Annotated in this window: 15 protein-coding genes and 2 tRNA genes; 11 read left to right on the top strand and 6 right to left on the bottom strand. The window is 63.1% G+C overall.

Features of this window, described 5'->3' with window-relative positions; all coding sequences use genetic code 11:
• Window positions 1–36 precede the first annotated feature (36 nt).
• Window positions 37–390 carry a helix-turn-helix transcriptional regulator gene (locus J0L98_RS01805; RefSeq protein ID WP_296409672.1) on the bottom strand — a complete coding sequence of 118 codons (354 nt, stop codon included), beginning with the start codon at window positions 388–390 and terminating at the stop codon, window positions 37–39.
• A 111-nt stretch (window positions 391–501) separates the two neighbouring features.
• Here J0L98_RS01805 and J0L98_RS01810 point away from each other — a divergent pair, with 111 nt between their 5' ends.
• Both J0L98_RS01810 and J0L98_RS01815 read left to right on the top strand, forming a co-directional pair.
• A complete protein-coding gene (locus tag J0L98_RS01810; protein WP_296409673.1) occupies window positions 502–726 on the top strand; it encodes a helix-turn-helix transcriptional regulator in 225 nt (74 codons plus the stop codon).
• Window positions 727–753: 27 nt separating this feature from the next.
• Window positions 754–1,698 (top strand): diguanylate cyclase, encoded by a 945-nt coding sequence (locus J0L98_RS01815; RefSeq protein ID WP_296409674.1) that lies wholly within the window; start codon window positions 754–756, stop codon window positions 1,696–1,698.
• A 19-nt stretch (window positions 1,699–1,717) separates the two neighbouring features.
• Here the strand turns inward: J0L98_RS01815 and J0L98_RS01820 are convergent, their stop codons facing one another.
• Together J0L98_RS01820 and J0L98_RS01825 are read right to left on the bottom strand one after the other, a co-directional pair.
• Window positions 1,718–2,698, bottom strand: coding sequence for an NADPH:quinone oxidoreductase family protein (locus tag J0L98_RS01820; RefSeq protein ID WP_296409676.1), 981 nt, complete (start codon window positions 2,696–2,698; stop codon window positions 1,718–1,720).
• A gap of 28 nt (window positions 2,699–2,726) precedes the next feature.
• Window positions 2,727–2,852, bottom strand: coding sequence for a hypothetical protein (locus J0L98_RS01825; protein WP_296409679.1), 126 nt, complete (start codon window positions 2,850–2,852; stop codon window positions 2,727–2,729).
• A 215-nt stretch (window positions 2,853–3,067) separates the two neighbouring features.
• On the opposite strand from J0L98_RS01825, the gene J0L98_RS01830 reads away from it, so the two are divergent.
• From J0L98_RS01830 to J0L98_RS01865, 8 genes are all read left to right on the top strand, one after another.
• Window positions 3,068–3,144, top strand: a tRNA-Arg gene (locus J0L98_RS01830).
• 99 nt (window positions 3,145–3,243) lie between these two features.
• Window positions 3,244–3,320, top strand: a tRNA-Arg gene (locus J0L98_RS01835).
• A 211-nt stretch (window positions 3,321–3,531) separates the two neighbouring features.
• Complete coding sequence (locus tag J0L98_RS01840) at window positions 3,532–4,881, top strand: HlyD family efflux transporter periplasmic adaptor subunit (protein WP_296409681.1); 1,350 nt, start codon at window positions 3,532–3,534, stop codon at window positions 4,879–4,881.
• Between the two features lies 1 nt (window position 4,882).
• Complete coding sequence (locus tag J0L98_RS01845; protein ID WP_296409682.1) at window positions 4,883–7,030, top strand: PqqD family peptide modification chaperone; 2,148 nt, start codon at window positions 4,883–4,885, stop codon at window positions 7,028–7,030.
• Window positions 7,027–8,982, top strand: a complete 1,956-nt coding sequence (locus tag J0L98_RS01850) for a preprotein translocase subunit SecA (protein WP_296409685.1) — start codon at window positions 7,027–7,029, stop codon at window positions 8,980–8,982. Before J0L98_RS01845 ends, J0L98_RS01850 begins: the two co-directional genes overlap by 4 nt.
• A gap of 5 nt (window positions 8,983–8,987) precedes the next feature.
• Complete coding sequence (locus J0L98_RS01855) at window positions 8,988–9,923, top strand: efflux RND transporter periplasmic adaptor subunit (protein ID WP_296409686.1); 936 nt, start codon at window positions 8,988–8,990, stop codon at window positions 9,921–9,923.
• An 8-nt stretch (window positions 9,924–9,931) separates the two neighbouring features.
• Window positions 9,932–18,346 carry a cadherin domain-containing protein gene (locus tag J0L98_RS01860; RefSeq protein ID WP_296409687.1) on the top strand — a complete coding sequence of 2,805 codons (8,415 nt, stop codon included), beginning with the start codon at window positions 9,932–9,934 and terminating at the stop codon, window positions 18,344–18,346.
• Window positions 18,343–19,884: a GGDEF domain-containing protein gene (locus tag J0L98_RS01865; RefSeq protein ID WP_296409688.1), complete on the top strand. Its 1,542-nt coding sequence runs from the start codon at window positions 18,343–18,345 to the stop codon at window positions 19,882–19,884. Before J0L98_RS01860 ends, J0L98_RS01865 begins: the two co-directional genes overlap by 4 nt.
• Window positions 19,885–19,943: 59 nt before the next feature.
• On the opposite strand, the gene J0L98_RS01870 is transcribed toward J0L98_RS01865, so the two are convergent.
• The 3 genes from J0L98_RS01870 to J0L98_RS01880 are packed head-to-tail and all read right to left on the bottom strand — an operon-like array spanning window position 19,944 to window position 21,970.
• Entirely contained in the window at window positions 19,944–20,363 is a 420-nt protein-coding gene (locus J0L98_RS01870) for a biopolymer transporter ExbD (protein WP_296403286.1), read from the bottom strand.
• Entirely contained in the window at window positions 20,360–21,088 is a 729-nt protein-coding gene (locus J0L98_RS01875; protein ID WP_296403284.1) for a MotA/TolQ/ExbB proton channel family protein, read from the bottom strand. The genes J0L98_RS01870 and J0L98_RS01875 overlap by 4 nt, the downstream gene beginning before the upstream one ends.
• Window positions 21,089–21,121: 33 nt before the next feature.
• Window positions 21,122–21,970 carry an energy transducer TonB gene (locus tag J0L98_RS01880; protein ID WP_296409690.1) on the bottom strand — a complete coding sequence of 283 codons (849 nt, stop codon included), beginning with the start codon at window positions 21,968–21,970 and terminating at the stop codon, window positions 21,122–21,124.
• A gap of 167 nt (window positions 21,971–22,137) precedes the next feature.
• On the opposite strand from J0L98_RS01880, the gene J0L98_RS01885 reads away from it, so the two are divergent.
• Window positions 22,138–24,651, top strand: a complete 2,514-nt coding sequence (locus tag J0L98_RS01885) for a TonB-dependent receptor (RefSeq protein WP_296409691.1) — start codon at window positions 22,138–22,140, stop codon at window positions 24,649–24,651.
• Window positions 24,652–24,659 lie beyond the last annotated feature (8 nt).

Raw genomic sequence — 24,659 nt, forward strand, 5'->3', positions numbered from 1 at the left:
GGTCTGAGTGCTGCATGAGCTCCGTTATACACCGCCTCATGACCAGTGCTTCAGAAACTCGAGGAGGGCCTCGCGGCGGGCTGGCGGCAGCCGGCGGTACACGGCCTGCAGATGGCGCTCGTCCTCAGGCAACTCGCGTTCGACACGGTATTCGCGCTGCGCCTCCTGGACTTCCGGCCTGAAGTCGCGGGGGCCGCGTCCGGTGACGATCCATTCGAACCATACGTCCAGTTCGACGGCGAGGGTACGGAGATTGTCCACCGAGGGCTCCGTCTTGCCGTTCTCCCAATCGGAGACGGTGGGTTGCGACACCCCCAGCCGGCGCGCCAGCTCGCTCTGGCTGAGGGTCTTCTGTTCCCTGGACTCCCTGATTCGGTTTCCGATCTTCATGGATGAAAAATATAGGTAAAACCTATAAATCGGAAATAAGTTTTACCTATTGACACACCCATCGCCCATGCCTATATTTGCATACGCATAATGGATAGAAATCGATCACCAATGACGCCGCTGCGCAGTGCACGAAAAACGAAAGGAATGACCCAGTCGGCACTCGCCCGGCAGAGCGGCGTGAGCCAGGCCCACATCTCTGCGTTGGAGAGCGGCCAGTGCCGCGCATCGGCAGAACTGGCCGAGCGGCTTGTGCGGGTGATCGGACCAGGCTTGATCAGCGAGGCCGAGATCCTCTATCCCGAACGTTTCCCGAACCACGAGGGCCGAGCCTGAATGCGCCGCCGTGCGTCCCTGCCAGCAGTGCGGTCCCGGGCAGATACCACCCCCCGCGCCGGGCGCGTGTTCTCCGACGCCCACAATGGCATGCTCATCGTCAGCCCCCGCGGCGTGATCCTGGAAGCCAATGGCGCCTTCTGCCGGGCTACGGGCTACCATCCCGCCGAAGTGCAGGGCAGGACGCCCGCCCGCCTGAAGCTGACCGCCCATGGCCCCCACTTTTTCGCCCACCTCCGGCATTCACTTCGAAAGAGCGGGGTGTGGCAAGGCGAACTCGTGAAGCGCTGCAAGGATGGCTCTCTGGTCACCGCCTTCCTGACCGTCGGCACCGTCCGGAACCATATCGGGCAGATATCCCATTACCTCTGCGTGTTCTCCGACATTGAACCCCTGAAGGCGCGCCAGCGTCGCCTTGAGCAGCTCGCCTACTTCGACTCCCTCACCGGCCTGCCCAATCGCATGCTGCTGATGGATCGCCTCCGCCAGATGTGTGCAGCCTCCCGCCGGCATGGGCGGCAGGTGGCTGTCTGTTACCTCGACATTGACGGCTTCAAAGCCGTCAATGACAGCCTGGGTCATCATGCGGGCGACAACGTGCTGGTTGAAGTGGCCTCGCGCCTGAGCCTTGAAGTACGCAGCGGAGACACCGTGGCACGCCTTGGCGGAGACGAATTTGTGATGCTCTTCGCGGAGCCCGGCACGGTGGCCGACATCCAGGCGGTGCTTGATCGCATTCTCCTGAGCCTTTCCCAGGTGCCCATGGCGAGCGGGCGCAGGGGAATATCGGCGAGCGTCGGCGTCACCCTCTTTCCCATGGACGACGGCAGCCCCGACACCCTCCTTCGGCACGCCGACAAGGCGATGTACCAGGCCAAACGCGCCGGTCGTGCCGGCTACTGCTTCTTCTATCCGCTTATGGACAGCTACAAGCCCCCCGATCTGCGTCGCGAACACCTTTCCAGCCATTGACCGGGGGAAGCCCGAAAAATCAGCCTTGCGGACATATCAGCAGTTTGCCGGTCGCCCGGCGTTCCGCCAGGGCCTTCAGGGCCAGCCCAGCCTCTTCGATGGCGTAGCGGCCGTGAATCGGAGGGTTGAAGCTCCCGTCGGCAATCCCGGCCAGAATGGCACCAACCTGGGCGCGGCAGGCGTCCGGTTCGCGGCGCAGGAACTCATCCCAGAAGACGCCGGAGAGTTCGCATCCTTTAAGCAGGAGAAGGTTGGCCGGGACGCGCGGAATGTCGCCAGCGGCAAAACCGATGACCAGCACCCGGCCACGCCAGGCCGTGGCCCGCACGGCCGCCTCCGTGTACGGGCCACCGACCACGTCGATCACCACGTCGGCACCGCGCCCCCCGGTGGCTGACTTGACGGCTTCCTTGAGGTCCTCAACCTGGTAGTTGATGCCGATGGAGGCGCCTGACTGACGACACACCTCCAGCTTCTCGGCCGTGCTCGCCGCTGCGATCACGGTGCAACCGGCCGCATGGGCGATCTGCACTGCCGCGAGGCCGACACCGCCGGCCGCCCCCAGCACCAGCGCGGTTTCTCCGGCTTGCAGGCGCCCCCGGTCATGGAGCGCAAACCAGGCCGTTGCGTAGGCCACAAGGGCCGCCGCGGCCTGATCGAAGCTGACGCCATAGGGCAGGGGAAATACCTGGCTTGCCCGGGCGCGAGCCCTCTCGGCAAAACCGCCATACGAATTGAAGGCGAGCACCCGCTGCCCCGGATGAAAGCCGTCCACCGCCGCACCGACGGACGAAACTGTTCCAGCGAACTCGCCACCGGGCGAGAAGGGAAACGCCGGGCGGATCTGATACCGGCCCTGGACGATCAGGGTGTCGTAGTAGTTGACCCCGGCGGCGGCCACGTTGACGATGACTTCGTCGTCGGCCGGAAGGGGGGCAGGCAGCTCAAAGCAGCCGTGGGTGTCGAGGGGGCCAAAGGCCTTGCATAGATAGGCGCGCATGGATGTTACTTGGAGCGTGAGGATGAAGTTACTGTGCGAGCAGATCGACCACAAAGCCAGCCACGGCAGCGATCACGGCCCCCGGCTGGTCCTTGTGGGGTGCAAGGTGCTGGATTTCCATGGTCTTGCCGCCAAGATCGAGTTGGATCTTCATGAATATGTGCGTCTCCCGTTGTGTGTCCGGCGGTTCGTGCCCGCCTGTCGCGTCGTCGCCGATGGAGCAGTCAGATTATTGTTCAAACGCCGGGTTTCGTCGCCCCGGCTTCCGACCGTTCACGCCGGCAAAGGCGGCCTGGACGACAAATTCAAGGATCTGCGACGAAAGGCTTCCAATATCTTCGAGCGTGTGTATAATCTCGGTCTCTCAGCGCGCCCGTAGCTCAGTTGGATAGAGTACTTGGCTACGAACCAAGGGGTCGTGGGTTCGAATCCTGCCGGGCGCGCCAGTTTTTCAAGAGCGGTTTTCAGTGGTTGTCAGCCGCTCTTTTCAACCAGAAAGAGTCTTCTTTCTGCCGGTTCGCCGGACGTTGAAAGTTGGGAATGATGCGCCCGTAGCTCAGTTGGATAGAGTACTTGGCTACGAACCAAGGGGTCGTGGGTTCGAATCCTGCCGGGCGCGCCAGAATGGCCGAAAAGGAACTGTGGAAACGCGGTTCCTTTTTTGCGTTCACGCCTCATGTCATCTCCTCGATCGTGCCCCATGACACACCCCCTGTCCTGAAAGCATAAAGTTTTTCGAAGATGCGTCGTCAATACGAGGACGACATTCTTTCAGGATCCACGCTCTGAACGCGCCGCCTCTCCTCGTTGCCGTTGAGCCGGTAAAGCTTGACGTGCTCGCTTTGCTGGCCACCCTGGTGTCCCACGGCAGCTTGGGTGCGTCGGCTACTGCGCTTGCATCCGAGCTGGCCAACCGTCTCGGTTGCGAGCGCGTTTCCATTGGATTCGTGGAGGATCGCTTTACCCGGGTGGTGGCCATCTCCCACGGTGCGATCAGCACCAACACGAGCGAGATGCTGCGGGTGATCGGTGCCGCCATGGATGAGTCCATCGAACAGGCGGCCACGGTGGTGGCGCCGGCACCCGAAGACCACGTACCCCGGATCGTTCTGGCACATGAAGAGCTGTTGCGCCACGACGGCGGAATGGCGATCACGATTCCGCTGGTGGTTGCGCATCAACTGGTCGGTGCAGTTATGTGTCAGTACCGACATGCGGGGCCGGTTGTCCCGGCACAACTAGTCGAGTGGGAACATGCGTTCGCCTTGCTGGGCCCTGTGCTTCATCTCATGCGTCGCAGCGAGCGCCCTTGGCGGAGACGTCTGAAGGATCGCCTGCGGCACCTCTATGCCGACTTTCGGGCGCCGGGGCGCGGGCACCTACGTGTGGGGCTTGGGGTGGTGTTGCTGGGCGTTGTCGCCCTGGGGTTTGTTCCCATGGATTTCAAGGTCGGAGGCACTGCCCGGGTTGAAGGTGCCGTCCAACGCGTCCTGGTCGCGCCCGCCGACGGATTCATCAGCCAGAGCCACGTCAGGCCGGGTGATGGCGTCAAGGCCGGGCAGGTTCTGGCCGAACTCGCCGGGCAGGATCTTCAGCTTGAACGGAACAAGTGGAGCAGCGAGCTTGCCCAGCATGAGAACGCCTACGCTGCCGCCATGGCCCGGGCAGACCGGACGCAACTCGTCATCAGCCAGGCACGCGCCGCTGAGGCCAGGGCCCAGCTCGCGTTGGTGGATGAGCAGCTCGGACGCATCCGTCTCGAGGCGCCCTTCGATGGCGTGGTGATCCGGGGTGATCTCAGTCAGTCCCTGGGGGCACCGGTGCAGCGGGGCGATGTGCTTCTCACGGTAGCACCGCGGGATCGCTTCCGAGTCATCATCGAGGTGGATGAGCGCGACATCGCCTGGATCAAGGTGGCGCAGCAGGGCAGTCTGGCGCTGTCGGCACTGCCCTGGGACACGCTGCCCCTGAAGGTCGTCCGCATCACGCCGATGGCCAGCCCGATGGAGGGGCGCAACGTGTTCGAAGTCGAGGCCAACCTGGAAAGCCAGCCCGACACCCTTCGCCCGGGCTTGCAGGGGGTGGCCCGGATTTCCGTGGGCGAGGCGCCTGTGTTGTGGGCCTGGACCCATCGCCTCGGCGAGTGGTTGCGGCTCAAGGCCTGGGGCCTTTGGGGCGGCTAGCGTGGGCGACAGCGTCTTCAGTGCCCAGTGGTACCGTGTCGCCGGACTTCATCCCCGGCTGCGCGCCCATGTGCGCGTGACCCGGCAGATCTACCGCAACGAGGTGTGGCACGTGCTGGCCGACCCGGTCAGCGGGCATTTCCATCGTATCAACGCCACGGCGTACGCCTTTGTGGGACGTTGTGACGGGCGGCACTCAGTCGATGAGATCAGTGAGGCGCTGCTGGCCGGCGATCCTGACTCGGCGCTGACCCAGGACGAAATCGTGCGCCTTCTGGTCCAGCTCAATCAGCACGGCCTGGTCCAGTGCGAGCTGACCCCCGACGTGGAATCGATCTTCCATCGGGAAGCGCTGGTTGAACGTCAGCGGCGGCGCCTGGCGATCAACCCGCTGGCTTTCCGGGTTCGGCTGGGTGATCCCACGGCCATTCTGGCGCGCTTCGATCCGTGGCTGCGCACCCTCTTCGCGCGCCCCATCCTGGCCTTGTGCGTGGTGCTCATCCTGACGGGAACCCTGACTGCGGCGATGAATTTACCGGAGCTCTCGCTACAGGTTCGAACCCGGATGGGAACACCGCGCTTTCTCCTGATGGCCTGGCTCTTGTACCCCTTCATCAAGGCCGCCCACGAGTTCGCGCACGCCCTGGCCATCCGGCGGTTTGGCGGTGAGGTCCATCAAATGGGGGTGAGCTTGCTGGTACTGATGCCGGCACCCTTTGTGGACGCATCGGCCGCATCGGCCTTCCGCTATGCCTTCCAGCGCCTGGTGGTCAGCGGGGCAGGCATCGTGGTGGAAATGGTGATCGCAGCCCTTGCGGTCATCCTGTGGGCACTCGTCGAGCCCGGTATCGTGCGCGATGCGGCCCTCGTCGTTGCCTTCGTCTGTGGCGTCTCCACGATCATCTTCAACGGCAATCCATTACTGCGCTTCGATGGCTACCATGTGCTGTGCGATGCCCTGGATCTGCCCAATCTGGCGTCTCGCAGCGTCGCCTGGTGGCGATACGTGATACTCAATCGTCGCCTGGGTCTCACCGAACACGCATCGCCCGAGCCGGGTCGGGGCGAACGCTTCTGGCTATACACCTACGCACCGATCTCCATGGCTTACCGACTGGTGCTTTCGATCGCCATCGTGGCCTGGATCGGTAGCTGGTCGACGCCCCTCGGGCTGCTTGCAGGTGCAGGTCTGGCCTATGCAATGGTCTTTCGTCCCGTGCTCAGGTTCTGGCGCCGTCTGCTGTCCGTGCCCCTTTCAATGCCCATGCGGCGGCGGGCACTCAGGGGGGCAGGGGCCCTGAGTCTGGCCGTGCTGGCCCTCTTCTGGGTCGTACCGCTCCCGTTTGCTACAGTGGGACAAGGCGTGGTCTGGGTACCCGAACAGGCCCAGCTTCGCACGGGCACCGACGGCTTCATCGCACACCTGGATGCCCGCCACGGTCAGCAGGTGGAGGCGGGGCAGGTCGTGGCGCACCTGTCCGACAGCCGGCTCGAAGCCGAGGCCATCAAACTGCGCAGCCAGCTGGAGGCCCTCGATGTGGACCTCTACAACGCCATGCTGCGTGACCCCCTCAAGGCTCGCAATGTGGAGGAGGAGGTGGCGCGTATCCGCTCCGAGCTGGCCCGGATCGGAGAGCTTCAGGACCTGCTGGTGCTGCGGGCCGGCGTTTCGGGGCGCCTGGTGATGCCCAGACAGGACGACATGGACGGGGCTTTCGTACCCCGCGGAACGCTGCTCGGGCACATTCTCACTGGCGAGGCGGCCGTGGTGCGCATCGCTGTGGAGCAGGGCGACGCTGCGCTGGTCCGCGGGGAGACGCGGGCAGTCTCGGTGCGTCTGGCGGAGATGCCGGGAGAGTCGCTGCCCGGCCGACTGCTGCGTGCCGTACCGGCGGCCACGGAGAAGCTCCCCAGTGTTGCCCTCGGTGAGCACGCGGGCGGCGACATTGCTGTTGACCCCACCGACAAGGATCATCAGCGGGCACTGGCCCCGGTATTCATCTTCGACATCGGGGTAGGTGACAGTATTCTCGAACGGGCCGGGGGCCGGGCCTGGGTGCGTTTCGACCACGGCTGGATGCCCCTGGGCATGCAGTGGGGGCGCCATTTGAAACAACTCTTTCTGCGACAGTTCGATCCCGGCTCGTGACTCTCCCGCTGCACGCACGCATGCCCCTGCCCGGGCCGGCATGGGGAAGCTACCCCGAGCGCCGCGAGGCACCCCAGGCGCGCTGGCCTTGGTCGCGTGCCCCCTACCAGCGTCAGATCGCGGCCGTGGGGCAGGAGCGGGGTACTTGGCGGACGCTGGATGGAGTGGCGTTCGAAAGCCGCTTGCGTAGCCTGCGCGCAGCGATCGGCCGTGACGGTTTGACCCATCAGCACACCGTGCAAGCCCTGGCGGCGGCCACCGAAGCCGCTCGCCGCGGACTTGGGTTGGAACCCTACGACACCCAGATCCATGCGGCGCTGATCATGCTGGACAACCGCCTCGCCGAGATGGCAACGGGGGAGGGCAAGACCCTGGCCGCAGCCCTGGCAGCCAGTGTCGGCGCCCTCGCCGGGACACCGGTACACGTGCTGACCGCCAACGACTATCTTGTTGAACGGGACGCCACGGGCCTGGCCCCCCTTTACCACTGCCTGGGTCTTCGTGCCGGCTATGTCACCGGTGCCATGGACGAGGCCCAGCGGCGGGAAGCCTATGCAGCCCCGATCTGTTACGTGACCGCACGAGAGCTGGTCTTCGACTATCTGCGCGACGGTCAGCGGCGCGGCTTTGCGCGCTCGGATCTGCAGCGCCGCGCTGCCGCGTTTCATCAGAGCAACACCGTGCAGCCCTTGCTGCGTGGTCTCTGCATGGCCGTGGTGGATGAGGCCGACAGCCTGCTGATCGACGAGGCGATGATGCCCTTGATCCTATCCCGTCAGGTGGGCGACAGCGGGATGCGGGCCTTCATGTGGCAAGCTTGGTCACTGTCAGGTGAGATGTTGCCGGATGTCGATTTCAGGCTGGATGGGCCTGCGAAGCAGGTGAGCCTGACGGACCGGGGGCGGGAACGGCTGGCCGGGCGCGCAGCAAGCTTGGGGGGGCGATGGCGCTCGGCCCGCCTGCGGGATGAAGTGTTGGCCCTCGCGCTAACAGCGCGTCACGTCTATCACCGGGACGTCCACTACCTGGTTCGGGAAGGGCAGGTGGAAATCATTGACGAGATCACCGGCCGGGCTGCCCCGGGTCGGGTGTGGTCCCGGGGGCTGCACGGACTGGTGGAGCTGAAGGAAGGCTACCGGCCGTCCCCCGCCACCGAAACCCTTGCCCAGATCACCTTCCAGCGGTTCTTCCCGCGCTATCACAGGCTCTGTGGCATGAGCGGCACGCTGCGCGAGGCTCGGGGCGAGTTGCGCGAGATCTATGGGCTGGATGTCGTGTGCATTCAGTCACGCTTGCCGGCCTCAAGGAAATCGCTGCCGAGCCGTTTATACAGGGGAAGACACGCTTTGTGGGACGCCGTTGCCAGCCGGGTCGCAGATGTCCGGCAGACAGGGCGTCCGGTGCTGATTGCCACGTCGTCAGTTGCCGATTCGGAATTGCTTTCAGACCGACTGATCAGTGCCAGCATCGAACACCGGGTTCTCAACGCCCGTTTCGATGCCGATGAAGCGGCCATCGTGGCCTGCGCCGGTGAACCGGGGCAGGTGACGGTAGCCACCAACATGGCAGGACGGGGTACCGATATTCCGCTTGGCGCTGGCGTGGCGGCAGCGGGGGGACTTCACGTGATGTGTTGCCAGTTCAATGCCTCGCGCCGGATTGATCGGCAACTGGAAGGACGGTGCGCACGCCAGGGGGATCCGGGCAGCGTCGAAACCTGGATCAGCCTGGATCTGCCCAGGGTGGCGGACGTGCCGCTGCTGACGCTGCTGGCGCGTCGGTATGGAACGATGCCCGAGGGTGCGGTCAGGCTGGGGTCTCGGTCGCTGCGCCTGTTGCTTGGCTGGTACCAGTGGCGCCAGGAAAGGCAGGCGCAACGGCTGCGTAGAGGCTTGTTGCAGGCGGATCGGGAGTGGGAGCGTGGGCTGTCATTTGGCGGCCCCGGGGAATGACAAGAATGAACAACTGGATACTGGGTTTCGCGCTGTTGGGACTGGCCGGTCTGGCTGCTGCGGCGGCTCCACAGGCAGCAGGCAGCGCCGTGGGCGCTTCAACACCGACAAGTCTCGGCTGCCTGATCGAGCCCGACAAGGTCGCCGACCTGGGCAGTGCCGTCATTGGCGTGCTGGACACCCTGCGTGCCGAGCGCGGTGACATGGTCCGCAAGGGCCAAGTGCTGGCCGTGCTGCGCAACGACGTGGAACGGGCCACCGCCGAGGTGGCACGCACCCGCGCCACCACCGAGGCCGATTTGCGTAGCGCCGAGGCCAGTCGCGATCTCGCCCGCCAGAAGATGCGCAGAGCTGAAGACCTGGTGGCAAAGAACTTCGTCGCGCAGCAGGCCCTTGATCAGGCGCGAACCGATTTCCAGATGGCGGAGCAGAAAGTGCAGCAGACCCGCGAACAGCTCAGGGTGTGGAGTCGCGAGGTAGGGGTGGCGGAGGCCCAAGTGGGCCTGCGGACGATTCGCAGCCCTTTCGATGGCGTGGTGGTGGAACGCTATCTTTCCTTGGGCGAGCGGGTTGAAGAGAAGCCGATTTTCAAGGTTGCCAGGATTGATCCGCTACGCATTGAGGTCATCGTGCCCGCAGCCCGCTTCGGTACGATCCGGGTAGGCGAGGTGGCCAGCATCAAGCCGGATTTGCCCAATGTTGCGGCACTGGATGCCACCGTGGCCCTGGTTGATCGGGTGGTGGACGCCGCCAGCAACACGTTTCGGGTCCGCCTGACCCTGCCCAACCCCGGAAACACCCTTCCCGCAGGCCTGCGCTGCCGCATCACCTTTGGTGAAACTTCGCCCCAACCCAGGCTTGCCACTACCGGTAACCGTCTTGTGGATGGGATGCGGATGGACTCCAGTCTCGCATCGTTCAAGGAAAAGCCCCGGCGTTAGAAGTCCCCATGAAACGCCGTCGCCATCACCGGGCGCTGATCGAGACTTTCGAGTCGCGCCTCCTCTACTCGGCCGACCCCGGGCCGGCGGGGATTGTCACGGCAGTGCTGGCTACGCCAGTACAGCTAAGTGATGACGCAATCGGTCTGCAGGGTCAAGCCACCGAAATCGTGTTCGTCGATGCACGGACACCGGACGTTCAACAGATCATCGACGATCTTGCGGCCCAGCAGCAAGCCGGGCGACCGGTCGATGTCATCGTGGTCGGTGCCGATGAGGACGGTATTGGGCTGATTGGCAGTGCTCTTTCGGGGTGTGACGAGGTTTCCGCGATCCATCTGCTTGGCCACGGCGCCAGCGGCACCGCCCAGTTGGGCGCCAGCACCCTTGATGCCGAGTCCATCTTCCAGCGGGCAGGGGAAATTGCCGCCTGGGGTGACGCCCTCACCGGCGAAGCCGATCTGCTGCTCTATGGCTGCGATGTGGGTGACGGGGCGAGCGGTCGGTCACTGGTGGCAAGCCTGGCCCAGCTCACCGGTGCCGACGTGGCGGCCAGCGACGACCCCACGGGCAGCGCGCAGTATGGGGGCGATTGGCAGCTCGAGGTGCGTTCCGGCACCGTCGAAGCGCATCCATTTGCCTCAGCCGACTTGCAGTTCGAGTGGACGGGCACACTGGCGCTCACATCCCAGGGTTCGGAAACGCTGGTCAACACCAGTACCAGCGGCACTCAGACACTCAACTGGTCCAGCAAGTCCGTCGCCATGGATGCCAATGGCAACTACGTCATCATCTGGATGGACGGCTCCGGTCAGAGCGATACCGGTATCGGCATTTTCGGTCAACGTTACAACGCCAGCGGTGTTGCGCAAGGTGCCCAGTTCCATGTCAACACCTTCACGTCCGACAACCAGCGCAGCCCCCAGGTGGCGATGGATGCAAGCGGTAACTTCGTGGTGGTTTGGGAAAGCGCCGGGCAGGATGGCAGCAGCAATGGCATTTACGCCCAGCGCTACAACAGCAGCGGCGTGGCCCAGGGCAGTGAGTTCCGCGTCAATTCAACCACCACCTACGATCAAATAGAGGCTGCCGTGGCGATGGATGCCAGTGGCAACTTCGTGGTTGCGTGGCAGAGCTGGAGCCAGGATCTGGCCAACTCCAACGGCATCTATGCCCAGCGATATAACAGTAGCGGCGTGGCCCAGGGCGGGGAATTCCTGGTCAACACCTATATCGCCGACAGCCAGACCGAGCCCAGTGTGGCCATGGATGCGTCGGGCAATTTCGTTATTGCCTGGCAGAGCTTCGGTCAGGATGGCAGCAATGAAGGCATCTACGCCAAGCGCTACAACAGCAGTGGCGTGGCGCAGGGCAGCGAGTTCCATGTCAGCACCTACACCACCAGCAATCAGGATCTGCCGGTGGTTGCCATGGACACGAGCGGCAACTTCGTCATTGTCTGGGAGAGTGCCCAGGACGGCAGCGGCAATGGCATATGCGGCCAGCGCTACAACAGCAGTGGCGTTGCCCAGGGCGGCGAGTTCCAGATAAACACCACAACGAGTAACCAGCAGCAGAACCCGGTTGTGACGATGCTGGCCGGCGGCGGTTTCGTCGTGACCTGGCAGAGCATGTCTCAGGACGGCAGCTTCGACGGCGTTTACATGCGCCAATACGATTCTTCGGGCACCGCGCTTACCGGTGAAGTCCGGGTCAACACCACCACGACGGACTATCAGGATGTACCCAGCCTGGCATCCGACGAAAAGGGGCACCTCGTTGTCGTCTGGCACGGCAATGGCCCCGGCGATACCGACGGGGTCTTCATGCAGCGCTATCTATACGCTGCGGCACCCGTCGTGACGCCAACCGGCTATAGCGGAACCTATGTGGAGAACGCCGCCGCCATCTACGATGCGGGCGCCACTGTTACCGATAGCGACACCGCGGTATTCACCGGCGGCCAGCTGATCTACCAAATTACCGCCAATGGAACTGCCACCGATGAACTCGGCGTCCAAAATCAGGGGACCGGCGCCGGGCAGATAGGGTTGTCCGGAACCAACGTGACCTATGGTGGCACGACCATCGGCACTTACAGCGGAAGCTTTGGCAACGGCAGCACGCCGCTCACGGTCACCTTCAACAGCAACGCCTCCGTCGCCGCCGTGCAGGCTCTGGTACGCAACATTACCTACCGCAACACCAGCGACAGCCCCAGCACCGCCACCCGCACCATCAGCCTGACGGTATCCGACGGCACCGGCATGACGAGCACGCCGGCGGTGGTAACGATGGCGGTAACGTCGGTCAATGACGCGCCGGCGATCACCAGCGCGGCTACGGCCAACGTTGCCGAGAACACCACGGCAGTCATGACCGTGACCGGCACGGACGCAGACCAGCCGGCGCAAACCCTGACTTACTCAATCGTAGGCGGTGCCGACGCGGCGAAGTTCGCCATCAACAGCAGCACCGGCGCGTTGAGCTTCGCGACGGCGCCCGATTTCGAAGCACCGACCGACTCAGGTGCCAACAACGTGTACGACGTGACCGTACAGGCGAGCGACGGCACCTTGAGCAGCACCAGAACCGTCTCCGTCACCGTTACCGCGGTCAATGAGAGTGCGCCGGTTATCACCAGCAATGGCGGCGGGGCATCGGCTTCGATCTCCATCGCCGAAAACACGCTGACGGTCACCTCGGTGACAGCCACCGATGCCGACCTTCCGGCAAGTAGCTTCATTTACGATATTTCCGGCGGTGTCGATGCGTCGAAATTCACCATCGATGCCAATTCGGGTGTCCTTCAGTTCGTCTCCGCACCCGACCACGAGAACCCCACCGATAGCGGTGCCAACAACGTTTATAACCTGATCGTCCGCGTCTCGGACGGCACCAATACCGACACCCAGTCCATCGCCGTGACGGTGACCAATGTCGCCAGCGAACTGATCGTCACCACGGCCGCGGATACCGCCGACGGCAACACCAGCAGCATTGCCAACCTTGTCGCCAACAAGGGGGCGGACGGCAAGATCTCGTTGCGTGAAGCGATTATCGCGGCCAACAACACGGCGGGCGGCGACACCATCACCTTTGCCATTGGCAGCGGCGCCCAGACCATCAACCTCAGCTCGGCCCTGCCCACGATCACCAGCGTGGTCCAGATTCACGGTGACTCTCAGGCAGGTTTCACGGGCGAGCCGCTGATCGCCCTCAACGGGGCCTCGGCCGGCGCGGGCAGTGCTGGCCTTGTCTTCAGCGGCGCCGCGGCGGCGGGTAGCTCGGTGAAATATCTGGCCATCAACAACTTCACCTCGAGCGGCATCCAGATTCTCAGCACATCCAACATCACCGTTGCTGGCAACTATCTCGGTACCAATCTGGCGGGCACGGCCGCTGCAGGTAACGAGGTCGGCGTCCTGATCTTCGATGCGGCCAACAACACGATTGGAGGCTCCACTGCAGCGACCCGCAATGTCATCTCGGGCAACACAGTGGATGGCGTGCAGATCTTCGGTGGGGGGGCCACGGGCAATGTCGTTGCAGGCAACTACATCGGCCTCGACGCCACCGGTACGACAGACTTGGGCAATACCAACCAGGGCGTGGCGATATTCCTGGGGGCCACCTACAACATCGTGGGCGGCACGACGGCGGGTGCGCGAAACGTCATCTCTGGCAACAACCAGGTTGGTGTGCGGATCAGCGAGTCCGGCACCAACTACAACACCATCAGCGGCAACTACATCGGTACCAATGCCGCCGGCACCGGGGCGATCGGCAATACCTTCCAGGGGGTGCAGATCGACGCGGGGAGTGCAAATCTCATCGGAGGCACCGTTGCTGGCGCCCGAAACGTGATTTCGGGCAATCTGGACAACGGCATCCTCATCACCAATGGCGGTGTGAACAACTACGTCCAAGGCAACATCATCGGTCTGGACGCGAGCGGCAGCGGTGTGCTAGCCAACACTCAGGAAGGTATTGAGGTAACCGGCGGCGCCTATGGTACGTGGATCGGAGGTACGACCTCTGCCACCCGCAACATCATCAGCGGCAATGCTTGGCAGGGCATCGGCGTATATGGGGCGACCACGGACGGTACCGTGATCCGCGGCAACTGGATCGGTGTGGCCGCGGATGGCACCACCGCGGCAGGTAACGAGAAGCAGGGCATTCTCGTGATGGATGCCACCAACACGATGATTGGCGGGTCAAACATCGGTGAAGGCAACGTCATCGCCAATGCCCTCAATTCACATCAGGGGATCGTCATCTACGGCACCGCCACCGGTGCGGTGATGATCGGCAACAGCATTTATGCCAATGGTTCCCTGGGCATTGACGTGGGCGGCGACTGGATCAATACCAACGACGTCGGCGACACCGACACGGGGGCCAACAATCTGCAGAACACCCCGGAGCTCACCTCGGCACTCACCTCGGGCAGCACCATCACCATCGTCGGCACCCTCAATAGCCTCGCCAGCACCAACTTCCGCATCGAGTTCTTTGCCAATCCCGTCCCGGATTCGTCCGGAAATGGAGAAGGGCAGAGCTATCTCGGTTTTGTTGATGTGGTGACCAACGCCAGCGGCAATGCCAGCTTCAGCCCGACGCTGACTGCCGCGGTGCCCACTGGGCAGGTGGTGACAGCGACGGCGACCCGACTGACATCGGGGATGGCCTTCATCGAGACTTCCGAGTTTGCTGCGAACATTTATACCAACCCTCCCTCCATCACCAGTGGAGGAGGTGGCGGCACGGCTTCGGTGTCGACTGCAGAAAACACCACGACAGTCTCCACGGTGACCGCAAGCGATCCCGACAGTGCAGCCCAGACGCTGACGTACAGCATCGCGGGTGGGGCCGACGCTGCAACGTTTGCCATCAACGGGAGCACTGGAACACTCAGTTTTCAGGTGCCACCGAATTTCGAGGCACCGACGGACAGCGACGGCAACAATACCTACAACGTCACGGTCCAGGTTGCCGATGGAACGGGTGCGGTGGATACCCAGGCCATCACCGTGAGTGTCACCAATTCCAACGATGCACCGCTCGTGACCTTTGTAGCCGGAAACACCGATTACGCCGAGAACGCCGGGCCGGTGATCGTGGCGGCCCTGGCGACGGTGGCTGACGAAGATGGGGGCGATTTCAACAATGGCAGACTGATCGTCCAGTTCACCGCCAACGGCCAGGCGGAGGATCGCATTGCCATCCGCAATCAGGGTACGGGCGTCGGGTTGATCGGGCTCGCGGGCAGCAACGTGACATACGGCGGCGTCGTCATCGGCACCTGGGCAGGCGGCACCGATGGCAACACACCGCTGATCGTGACTTTCAACGCCAGTGCCGACGCCAGTGCTGCGCAAGCGCTCGGGCGCAACATCAACTATGAAAATGTCTCCGAGAGCCCGTCAACACTTGTCCGGACCATGGCCGGCTACGTGGAAGACGGCGATGGCGGCACGAGCAATGTCGCCAGCGGCACCGTGACCATCATACCGTCCAACGATGCACCGATCTTCACCAGTTCTGCGGCAGTCGATGTGGCGGAGAACAGCACTGCCGTTACCACCATCACCTCCTCTGATCCGGATGGCGGAGTGTCCACATACGCCATCGTTGGCGGCGCGGACGCCGCCAAGTTCGCGATCAACAGCAGCAGCGGTGCCCTGAGCTTCCTGGCAGCCCCAGACTTCGAAGCCCCGACCGACGCGGGTGGCGACAACGTCTACAACGTGACCGTCCAGGTGGCCGACGGCCAGGGGGGTACCAACAGCCAGGCGATCGCGGTGACGGTCACCTCCGCCAATGACAATGCCCCGGTGATCACCAGTGGGGCAACCGCCAGCGTTGCCGAGAACACCACGGCAGTGATGACCGTGACGGCCACTGACACCGACCAACCCACTCAGACGCTGAGCTTCAGCATCATCGGCGGTGCGGACGCCGCCAAGTTCGCGATAAATGCCAGCAGCGGTGCCCTGAGCTTCCTGGCAGCCCCAGACTTCGAAGCCCCGACCGATGCCGGTGGCGACAACGTCTACGACGTGACCGTCCAGGTATCCGACGGACAGGGCAGCACCGACAGTCAGGCCATCGCGGTGACGGTCACCTCCACCAACGACAACGCCCCGACGATCACCAGCAGCGCCACAGCGAACGTTGCCGAGAACACCACGGCGGTCATGACCGTGACCGCGACGGACGTCGACCAGCCTGCCCAAACCCTGAGTTATTCGATCGTTGGCGGCGCCGACGCCGCCAAATTCGCCATCAATGCCAGCACGGGAGCCCTGAGCTTCCTGGCGGCACCGGACTTCGAGACCCCGACCGACGCTGGCGGCGACAACGTCTACGACGTGACCGTCCAGGTATCCGACGGCCAGGGCAGCACCGACAGCCTGGCCATCGCGGTGACGGTGACCGCTGGCAACGACAATGCCCCGGTGATCACCAGCGGGGCAACCGCCAGCGTTGCCGAGAACACCACGGCAGTGATGACTGTAACGGCCACTGACACCGACCAACCCGCTCAGACGCTGAGCTTCAGTATCACAGGTGGTGCCGACGCAGCCCGGTTTGCGATTGATGCGGTGAGCGGGGCACTACGTTTCGTTTCGCCTCCGGACTTCGAGCAATCTTCAGATGCAAATGGGGACAACGTCTACGAAGTGGTCGTGAGTGTTTCGGACGGCACACTTGATACCGCCACCAGCCTCAAGATCAGCGTCATTGGGCTCAACGAAGCCCCCCTCGGCAGGGACGGCAGCATTCGCTTGAACGAAGACGAGAGCTACGTCTTCTCGACGGCCGATTTCGGCTTCTCGGATCCGGGTGACAACCATGCCGACCAGCTTGCAGCCGTGCAGATCGTTGGCTTACCCGCCCGGGGCACGCTCAGCCTTGACGGCCGGAGCTTGACTGACGGTGAGTGGGTTGGAGCCGTCGACATCGCATCCGGGCTGCTGCGCTATGTTCCGCCCGCCGACGAGAACGGGTTGCCCTTCACATCGCTGGGCTTCCGGGTTCGGGACGACGGGGGTACGGCCCATGGTGGGGCCGACACTGAAACGGGGACGCATGTACTCACCATTGGCGTGACCCCGCTTTCAGACGCGCCGATGGGTACGAACGACAGCTATGTCCTCGATGAGGACGGCTTCATCCAGCTTGAAAACAGCGGTATTCTGGCCAACGACACTGATCCCGATGGATTGCCGTTGAGCGCTGAACTGGTCAGCGGCCCCGCAAACGGGCAGCTAACCTTGGAATCCAACGGAAGTTTCCGTTTCACCCCCAATGCGGACTGGAATGGCGTCGATGGCTTCAGCTATCGTCCGTCGAACGGACAGGAGGTCGGAGATATCGTTCGGGTCACCTTGACCGTTGCACCAGTCAATGATGCGCCGACCCTCGTCAAGGCTGGCTTCCCGCTTACGGCAGGCGGAACGGTGACGCTTGGTGCCAACGCCATTCAGGCAACGGATACGGATTCGCCGCAAAGTGAGCTTGTATACGAGGTCGTGAGGACCGAAAACGGGCATTTCGAACTAACATCCAACCCGGGGCAGGCGGTATCGGTGTTCTCCCATGCCGATCTGCTTGCGGGCAGGGTGGTGTTCCGCCATCAAGCGTTTGCCGATGGCCCCGTGGTAGTCCTCAGAGCCGGTGACGGGCAATCCATGGGCCCCGAATTGAAGGCCTCCGTGGCATTCAGCCCAGCCGGCTTGATTTCAACGAGTCCGCTACCGCCCAACGCAACTCAGCCGGACTCAGGGGTTGCGAACCCGTCGCAGGGCACGACTGGAGCACTCAAACCGACCGCTCGCCCCGCAACGCCGAGCGCGTTCACGCCGTTGCGGGTCGTCCCTGAAATGGCGGGGGCGGAGGAGGACGGGCATTCGCTTCATCTGGCAGATGGTTTCAAGACGGAAGCACCAGCCCGTCGCAGCTCGCTTGAATCCCTGGCGCGTTTCTCTAAGGCGCAGATTACGCTCACCCTGGGTACGCAACCCGATGGTGCTTTGTTGGAGTTCATGCTGGGCGCTCAGGATCCGGCCAAGGCAGATACGGGAAGCACGGCCTCCCGCACAGTCAGCGACCGTACCAAACCTCCCCCGCTGCCCGAGCCCTATGCAGATGTACAGCTTGTGTTGCACGCGGTGGAACTGAGCGGCATCGTCCTCACCGCGGGCGCCGTATGGTGGGCCAGCCGGGCCAGCGGCCTGATCGCCGGCCTGCTGATGGTGGCGCCCGCCTGGCGCACCTTGGATCCTCTGCCGGTGCTGGGCCCCGTCGATGACAGCGAAATGGATTGGGGAAGACGGATGGATGACGAGATGACCCGGGACGAAATCGGCGCAGCCGATCTGTTCGATCAGGAGCGGGAAGGGTGGGTACGATGAGCATTGCCATCCCGACCATCAATCCTATTGCGCGCATCGCCATCGGCTTGGTGGCCCTGTTGCTTTCACTGTTGATGGTGATGGACATGGTCTTTGGGCTGCTTCCCGACCGGGCGGATTTCGCGCGTGAAGTCCGCCAGCAGATCAGTGAGGGCCTGGCAATCCAGTCCGCAGCGCTGCTCCAGGTCGGCGACATCCCGACCCTTCAGCGCACCTTGGGTGATGTGCTCAAGCGCAATGAGGCTCTGCGCTCCCTTGCCGTCCGGCGTCATGGTGGCGAGATCGTTGCGCGGGCCGGGGAGCATGAGCGCTACTGGCACCCACCCGAAGATGGCTCTTCCACCGTGACTCAGGTTCGGGTTCCGGTGTTGTCGGACGGCAAGCCTTGGGGAGAGGTGGAGCTGGCCTTTCGGCCCGTGCTGCCTGAATCCCTCATCGAATGGTTCGCCTATCCACCGGTCGTGGCGCTGCTGACCATAGGCATCGGTGCGTTTTTCGCCTTTTATCTCTACATGCGGCGGGTGCTGGAGTACCTTGATCCCTCTACTGCCATCCCGGACCGGGTACGTACCGCTTTTGACACCTTGTCGGAAGGTGTGCTCATTCTGGACAAGCAGAGCAGGGTGGTGCTGGCCAATCGCGCGTTCCGGGCGCTCCATCCCCAGGCGCAGGACGAAATCACCGGTAAGCCGGTGATCGAAATGGAATGGTTGGTGGGCGGCTTCCATGTCGCGCCGGACGATCTTCCATGGTCCAAGGCAATGGCATCGCGGGCGAGCATGGGCGATGAAACCCTTGAGATCCTGCGCCCCGGGGAAGAGGAACAACCCTTGTGCACCATTGTCGGCTGTTCGCCCATTCTCGATGGGCATGGCCGCTTGCGAGGTTGCCTGGTGAGCTTCTCGGATGTCACGATGCTCCATCGCATCAATGACCAGCTACTGGTCACCCTGAGCGATCTTGAGATGTCGAAGGATGAGATCCGCCGCCAGAATGAGGAACTTCAGCGCCTCGCAACCCGAGACCCCATGACCGGCTGCCTCAACCGTCGCGCATTCTTTGGCAGCGCGGAGCCGCTATATGACCAGCTCAAGGCAGGGGGCGAGGAGGTCTGCTGCATCATGAGCGACATTGACCACTTCAAATCTTTCAACGACCGCTATGGCCATGCCGTCGGTGACCAGGTGATCAAGTCGGTGGCGAAATGCCTGGGCTCGGAGCTGCGCGAAGTGGATCTGCTATGTCGCTATGGTGGCGAGGAGTTCTGCATCATGTTGCCTGGATCGACGCCCGAACAGGCGCTGGACGTGGCGGAACGTCTGAGGCTCAGCATCGAGAGGAATGCCGGCGCGGCGGTGCGCGACATCCCAGGCATCCGGATCACCTCCAGCTTCGGTGTGGCGTCAATCCGACTGGGCGCGAAGGATCCCGCCGAGTTGATCGATCAGGCCGACAATGCCCTCTATCAATCCAAGCAGACCGGGCGTAACAGGGTGTCCCTGTGGGCGGGAGAACGCTCCGTCGGGGCACAGAACTGAGAGACTGCGGAAAGCACCGCCCGGGGTGCCTTCCGCAACCCTTCATTAACCCGGCTCCGTCAGTTCCTGGCGGGTTCCGTCACAAAGGCGATCTTGCTCAAACCGTGCCGGCTGGCGGTCGACAGCAGTTGGGCCACATGGTCGTATTCCGCATGCTTGTCCACCTGGAGATGGATCTCGGGTTGGGGCTGCAGGGCCGCCGAGGCCTGTAGCCGTGACTCCAACTCTCCTGTCGGCACGCCGTCACCATTCCAGCTCACGCTGCCACCCGCATCGATGACCAGGCTGATCTTGGTCGGTTTGATCTCTTCCTTCTGGCTGCTGGCCTTGGGCAGGTCGAGTTTCACCGCATGATTGATCACCGGTACGGTGATGATGAAGATGATCAGCAGCACCAGCATGACGTCCACCAGGGGCGTCATGTTGATCTCCGACATCACCTCTCCGTCGTCGTCGAAATCACTGGCCTGGAAGCTCATTGCGCTTCCTTTCGTGCCGGCAGGGGATGGACACTGGCCGGGTTCTTGCGGACCTTGCCTCCGGTCACCAGGAAGGCGTGCAGGTCATGGGCGAAGTGCTTCAGCCGCGCCAGGATCTCCTTGTTACCGCGTACCAAGGCGTTGTAGCCCAGAACAGCGGGAATGGCCACGGCGAGACCCCCTGCGGTCATCACCAGGGACTCGCCCACCGGGCCGGCGACTTTGTCGAGGGTGGCCTGGCCGGCGGCACCGATACCAATGAGGGCGTGATAGATGCCCCACACCGTACCGAAGAGGCCGATGAAAGGCGCGGTGGAGCCCACCGAGGCCAGGATGGACAGGCCGGACTGCAGGCGGCTGGTGGTGTCGTCGATGGATTGGCGCATGGTGCTGGTGAGCCAGTCATTGAGGTTGAGCACACCATGCAGTTCGTTCTGATGGTTGATATGGTGGGTCACGGCTTCGGTGCTGCGACTGGCCAAGTCACGGAAGGGGTTGTCCGCCTGTTCCGGCTGGAGTGCAGCCATACCTTCGTCAAAGCTGGTGCTGTGCCAGAACTGCTTGGCTGCGGCACTCATGCGACGCAATTGCATCAGGCTCCACGCCTTGATCAGGATGACCGACCAGGAGGCAAGGGACATGACGATCAGGATGATGGCCACGGCATGGGAGACGCTGTCTCCTTGGGACCAGATCTGCCCGAGGCTGAAAGTGTTTTCGTTCATGGGGGTTCCTTTGGGGAAATAGTGGAGAAGGGGTCAGGAGTTCAGGGAGAAATCGATGGGTACCCGGACAGTGCCTGCCACGGCCTGTTCACCCTGACGGGCGGGGACGAAGCGCCAACTACGCAGGACTGTCTCCCGGGCAACCTCGTCAAGACGGGCATATCCGCTGCTCTTGGCGATGGTCACCTCCAGAGGCTTGCCATCGGCACCGACATGAACCCGCAGCATCACCCGGCCTTCTTCACCCATGCGACGGGAAAGGCGGGGGTATTCAGGTACAGGGTTGGAGAGGTAGGCCGCATCGAAGCGGGGCGCACTCACGGCGACCGGGGCTTCGCGGGCCACCGTGGGCGTCGCCGCCGGAGTCGGGGGCGCAGGCGCTGCGGGCGCAGTGGATTCGGCCGGATTGTTGTTTGTAGCAGCCGAGGTGATCACCGGGGGCGTGTTGGGTTGCACGCGCGGCGTCGGGGCCACTTTTGGCTTGATCGTGGGCTTGAGCGTCTTCTCGGGCGTCTTGACGGGCTCCGGGCGGGGTGATGGAGCGGGTTTCTGGGTATCCGGCGTGATCAGGCTGACCGTCATCAGGGGCTGAGGCGGCGTGATCGGCGGGCTGCTCTGACTGATCCCGTGGGCGATGATCGCCAGCAGCCCCACGTGCAGCAGGGTGGCAAGACCGACCCCGGCTGCCGTGCGGCGGCGAGTGCGGCCTGTCGAACCGGCGATGCGGTGCCCAAGCAGGAAAGGGGCGGGCAGATCAAACCCGGCAGGCCCCTGCGTGTTGAGGGCTAGATTCATGTCGATATCCATCCAGTAAAAGGGGTGTTCCTGGCTGGCTTGCGACATGCTCTGGCTGGCAAGTAGCTGGCTGGCTGAGAGTGGCACCGCTGCACGTACAATAAAACGCGCAAATACAAATGCGAACAATTCGCATTTTATTGACGTTGTTGCGACGCGTCAAGAACTGGATGAGTGGGTCGGGAACTTCTCCCATGGTGAAGGCAAGCGCGCCTCGGTAGGCTTATCGCCATACAAGAATCCGGAGACTGTCCATGCAAAGCCACCCGTCGTCCTCATCCCGCACCTCGACACCCCGCGTCCATCCGCTCGTGCTGGCCCTTGCGGCGGCGTTCGCTTCCGGCGCCTACGCGGAAGAGGCCGTCTACTCCGTCGCACCAACCGTGACCGTCGTCGGTCAGACGCCGCTCCCCGGCCTCGAGCAGCCCTTGAGCCACATCGCGGCACCAGTCCAGACATCCACTGCACGGGATATCGAGCAGAGCATGGCACTGGACATTTCCGCTTTCATGAATCGCCGTCTGAACAGCGTGCACGTGAACGAAACCCAGAACAATCCGTTCCAGCCGGATGTGAACTATCGCGGGTTTACGGCCTCTCCGCTCCTCGGTACGCCCCAGGGTCTCTCGGTTTACTTTGACGGGGTCCGCATCAACCAGCCTTTCGGCGATGTGGTGAGCTGGGATCTGATCCCCCGCTCAGCGATTGCATCGATGAACATGATGCCGGGCTCCAACCCCTTGTTTGGTCTCAACACTCTGGGCGGAGCCCTGGCCATCCAGACCAAGGAAGGGCGTACCCACGCGGGAACCTCTGTCCAGGTCAGCGGGGGATCCTACGGGCGCCGCGCCGTGGAGTTCGAGCATGGCGGGTTCAATGATCAGGGGCTGGAGTGGTTCATCACCGCCAACCACTTTCATGAGAACGGATGGCGTACCAATTCACCGTCGGATCTGCGCCAGGTCTTCGGCAAGTTCGGCTGGCAGAATGCCCGCACCGATCTTGATCTGAGCGTTGCCTACGCGGACAACCGGATGAATGGCAACGGCCTGCAGGAAAAGCGGCTCCTCGAGCAGGATTACAGCAGCATCTACACCCAGCCTGACATCACGAAGAACCGCTCCCTGTTCCTGAATCTGACCGGAAAACACAGCCTGAGCGACAGGGCCCTGCTGTCGGGCAACGTGTACTACCGCAAGATCACGGGCACAACCTACAACGGCGACATCAACGAAAGCGCCCTGGAAAACTCGATCTACCAACCCAATTCAGACGAGCGGGATGCCCTGGCCGCCGCCGGCTACAGTGGCTTTCCCACCAGCGGTGCAAATGCCGCCAACACCCCGTTTCCGTACTGGCGATGCCTGGCAAACACGCTGCTGGCGGACGAGCCCAACGAAAAGTGTTCCGGCTTGATCAACCGCTCCCGTACCGATCAAGAGAACTTCGGACTCGCGGGCCAGTTGTCGGTGGCAGGCGAGCTGGCCGGACGAAAGAACCTCTTCATCGTTGGGGCGGGATACGACCAGAGCAATCTGCATTTCCAGCAGTCGGGGCAGTACGGCTATATCAATCCTGACCGTAGCGTGACGCCGGTGGATGCCTGGGCCGATGGCAGCCAGAATGCCGGGGAGGGCGAAGTAGCACTGGATTCGCGGGTCAGTCTCAACGGACGTACCCGAACGGTCAGCGTCTTTGCCACCGATACCCTTTCCCTCAATCAACACTGGCACGCTACGGTTTCGGGGCGCTACAACCGCAGTACGGTTAAGAACCGCGACAACCTGAATCCGGGCGGGGGCGCCGATTCCCTGGACGGCAATCACAGCTTCAACCGCTTCAATCCCGCGGTGGGCATCACCTTCACCCCATCTCGTAGCTGGAACGCTTACGCGGGTTACAACGAAGGCAGCCGTACTCCGACCGCCATCGAACTGGGCTGTGCAAATCCGGAGAATCCCTGCAAGCTGCCCAATGCCATGGCGGGCGACCCGCCGCTGAAGCAGGTGGTGACCAAGACCTGGGATCTGGGGCTGCGGGGGCAGCTCAATGCCACCAGCCGCTGGAACCTGGGTATTTTCCGCGCCACCAGTCATGACGACATCCTGTTCGTGGCGGACGAACAATTGGGCTATGGGTACTTCAAGAACTTCGGCAAGACCCGCCGCCAGGGGGTCGAAGCCGGTGCAAGTACGGCCCTGGGGGCCTTGAGCCTCGCCTTCAACTACACCTGGCTTGATGCCACCTATCGTTCGGCAGAGGAGGTGGGCGGCACCGGCAACAGCACCAATGAGGAAGGCCCGGGGCTGGAGGGCACCATCGATATCAAGAAGGGGGATCGCATTCCCCTGATCCCCCGGCATCTGTTCAAGGCCTCAGCTGACTACCGCTTCACCCCGGCCTTCTCGATGGGGGCCGACCTGATCGCCGTGTCGGGCTCCTACGCCCGGGGCAACGAGAACAACCAGCATCAACCCGATGGTACTTACTATCTGGGCTCCGGGCGCTCGGGTGGCTACGCGGTGATGAACCTCAGCGCACGCTACACGATGACCCGGAACGTGCAGGTCTTCGGGCAGATCAACAACCTCTTCGACCGGGAATATGCAAGCGGTGCCCAGCTCGGCTCCACGGCCTTCTCGGCTTCCGGGGGGGTTCTGGCTCGTCCCTTTGGGGAGGTCAATGGCGACTATCCCCAGGTTGGCTCCACCTTCTACGCGCCGGGGGCACCCCGCACGCTGTGGGTCGGGGTGCGTTACAGTCTCTGAAACCGGTT

This window comes from Zoogloea sp. (assembly GCF_017302315.1).
GTDB lineage: Bacteria > Pseudomonadota > Gammaproteobacteria > Burkholderiales > Rhodocyclaceae > Zoogloea.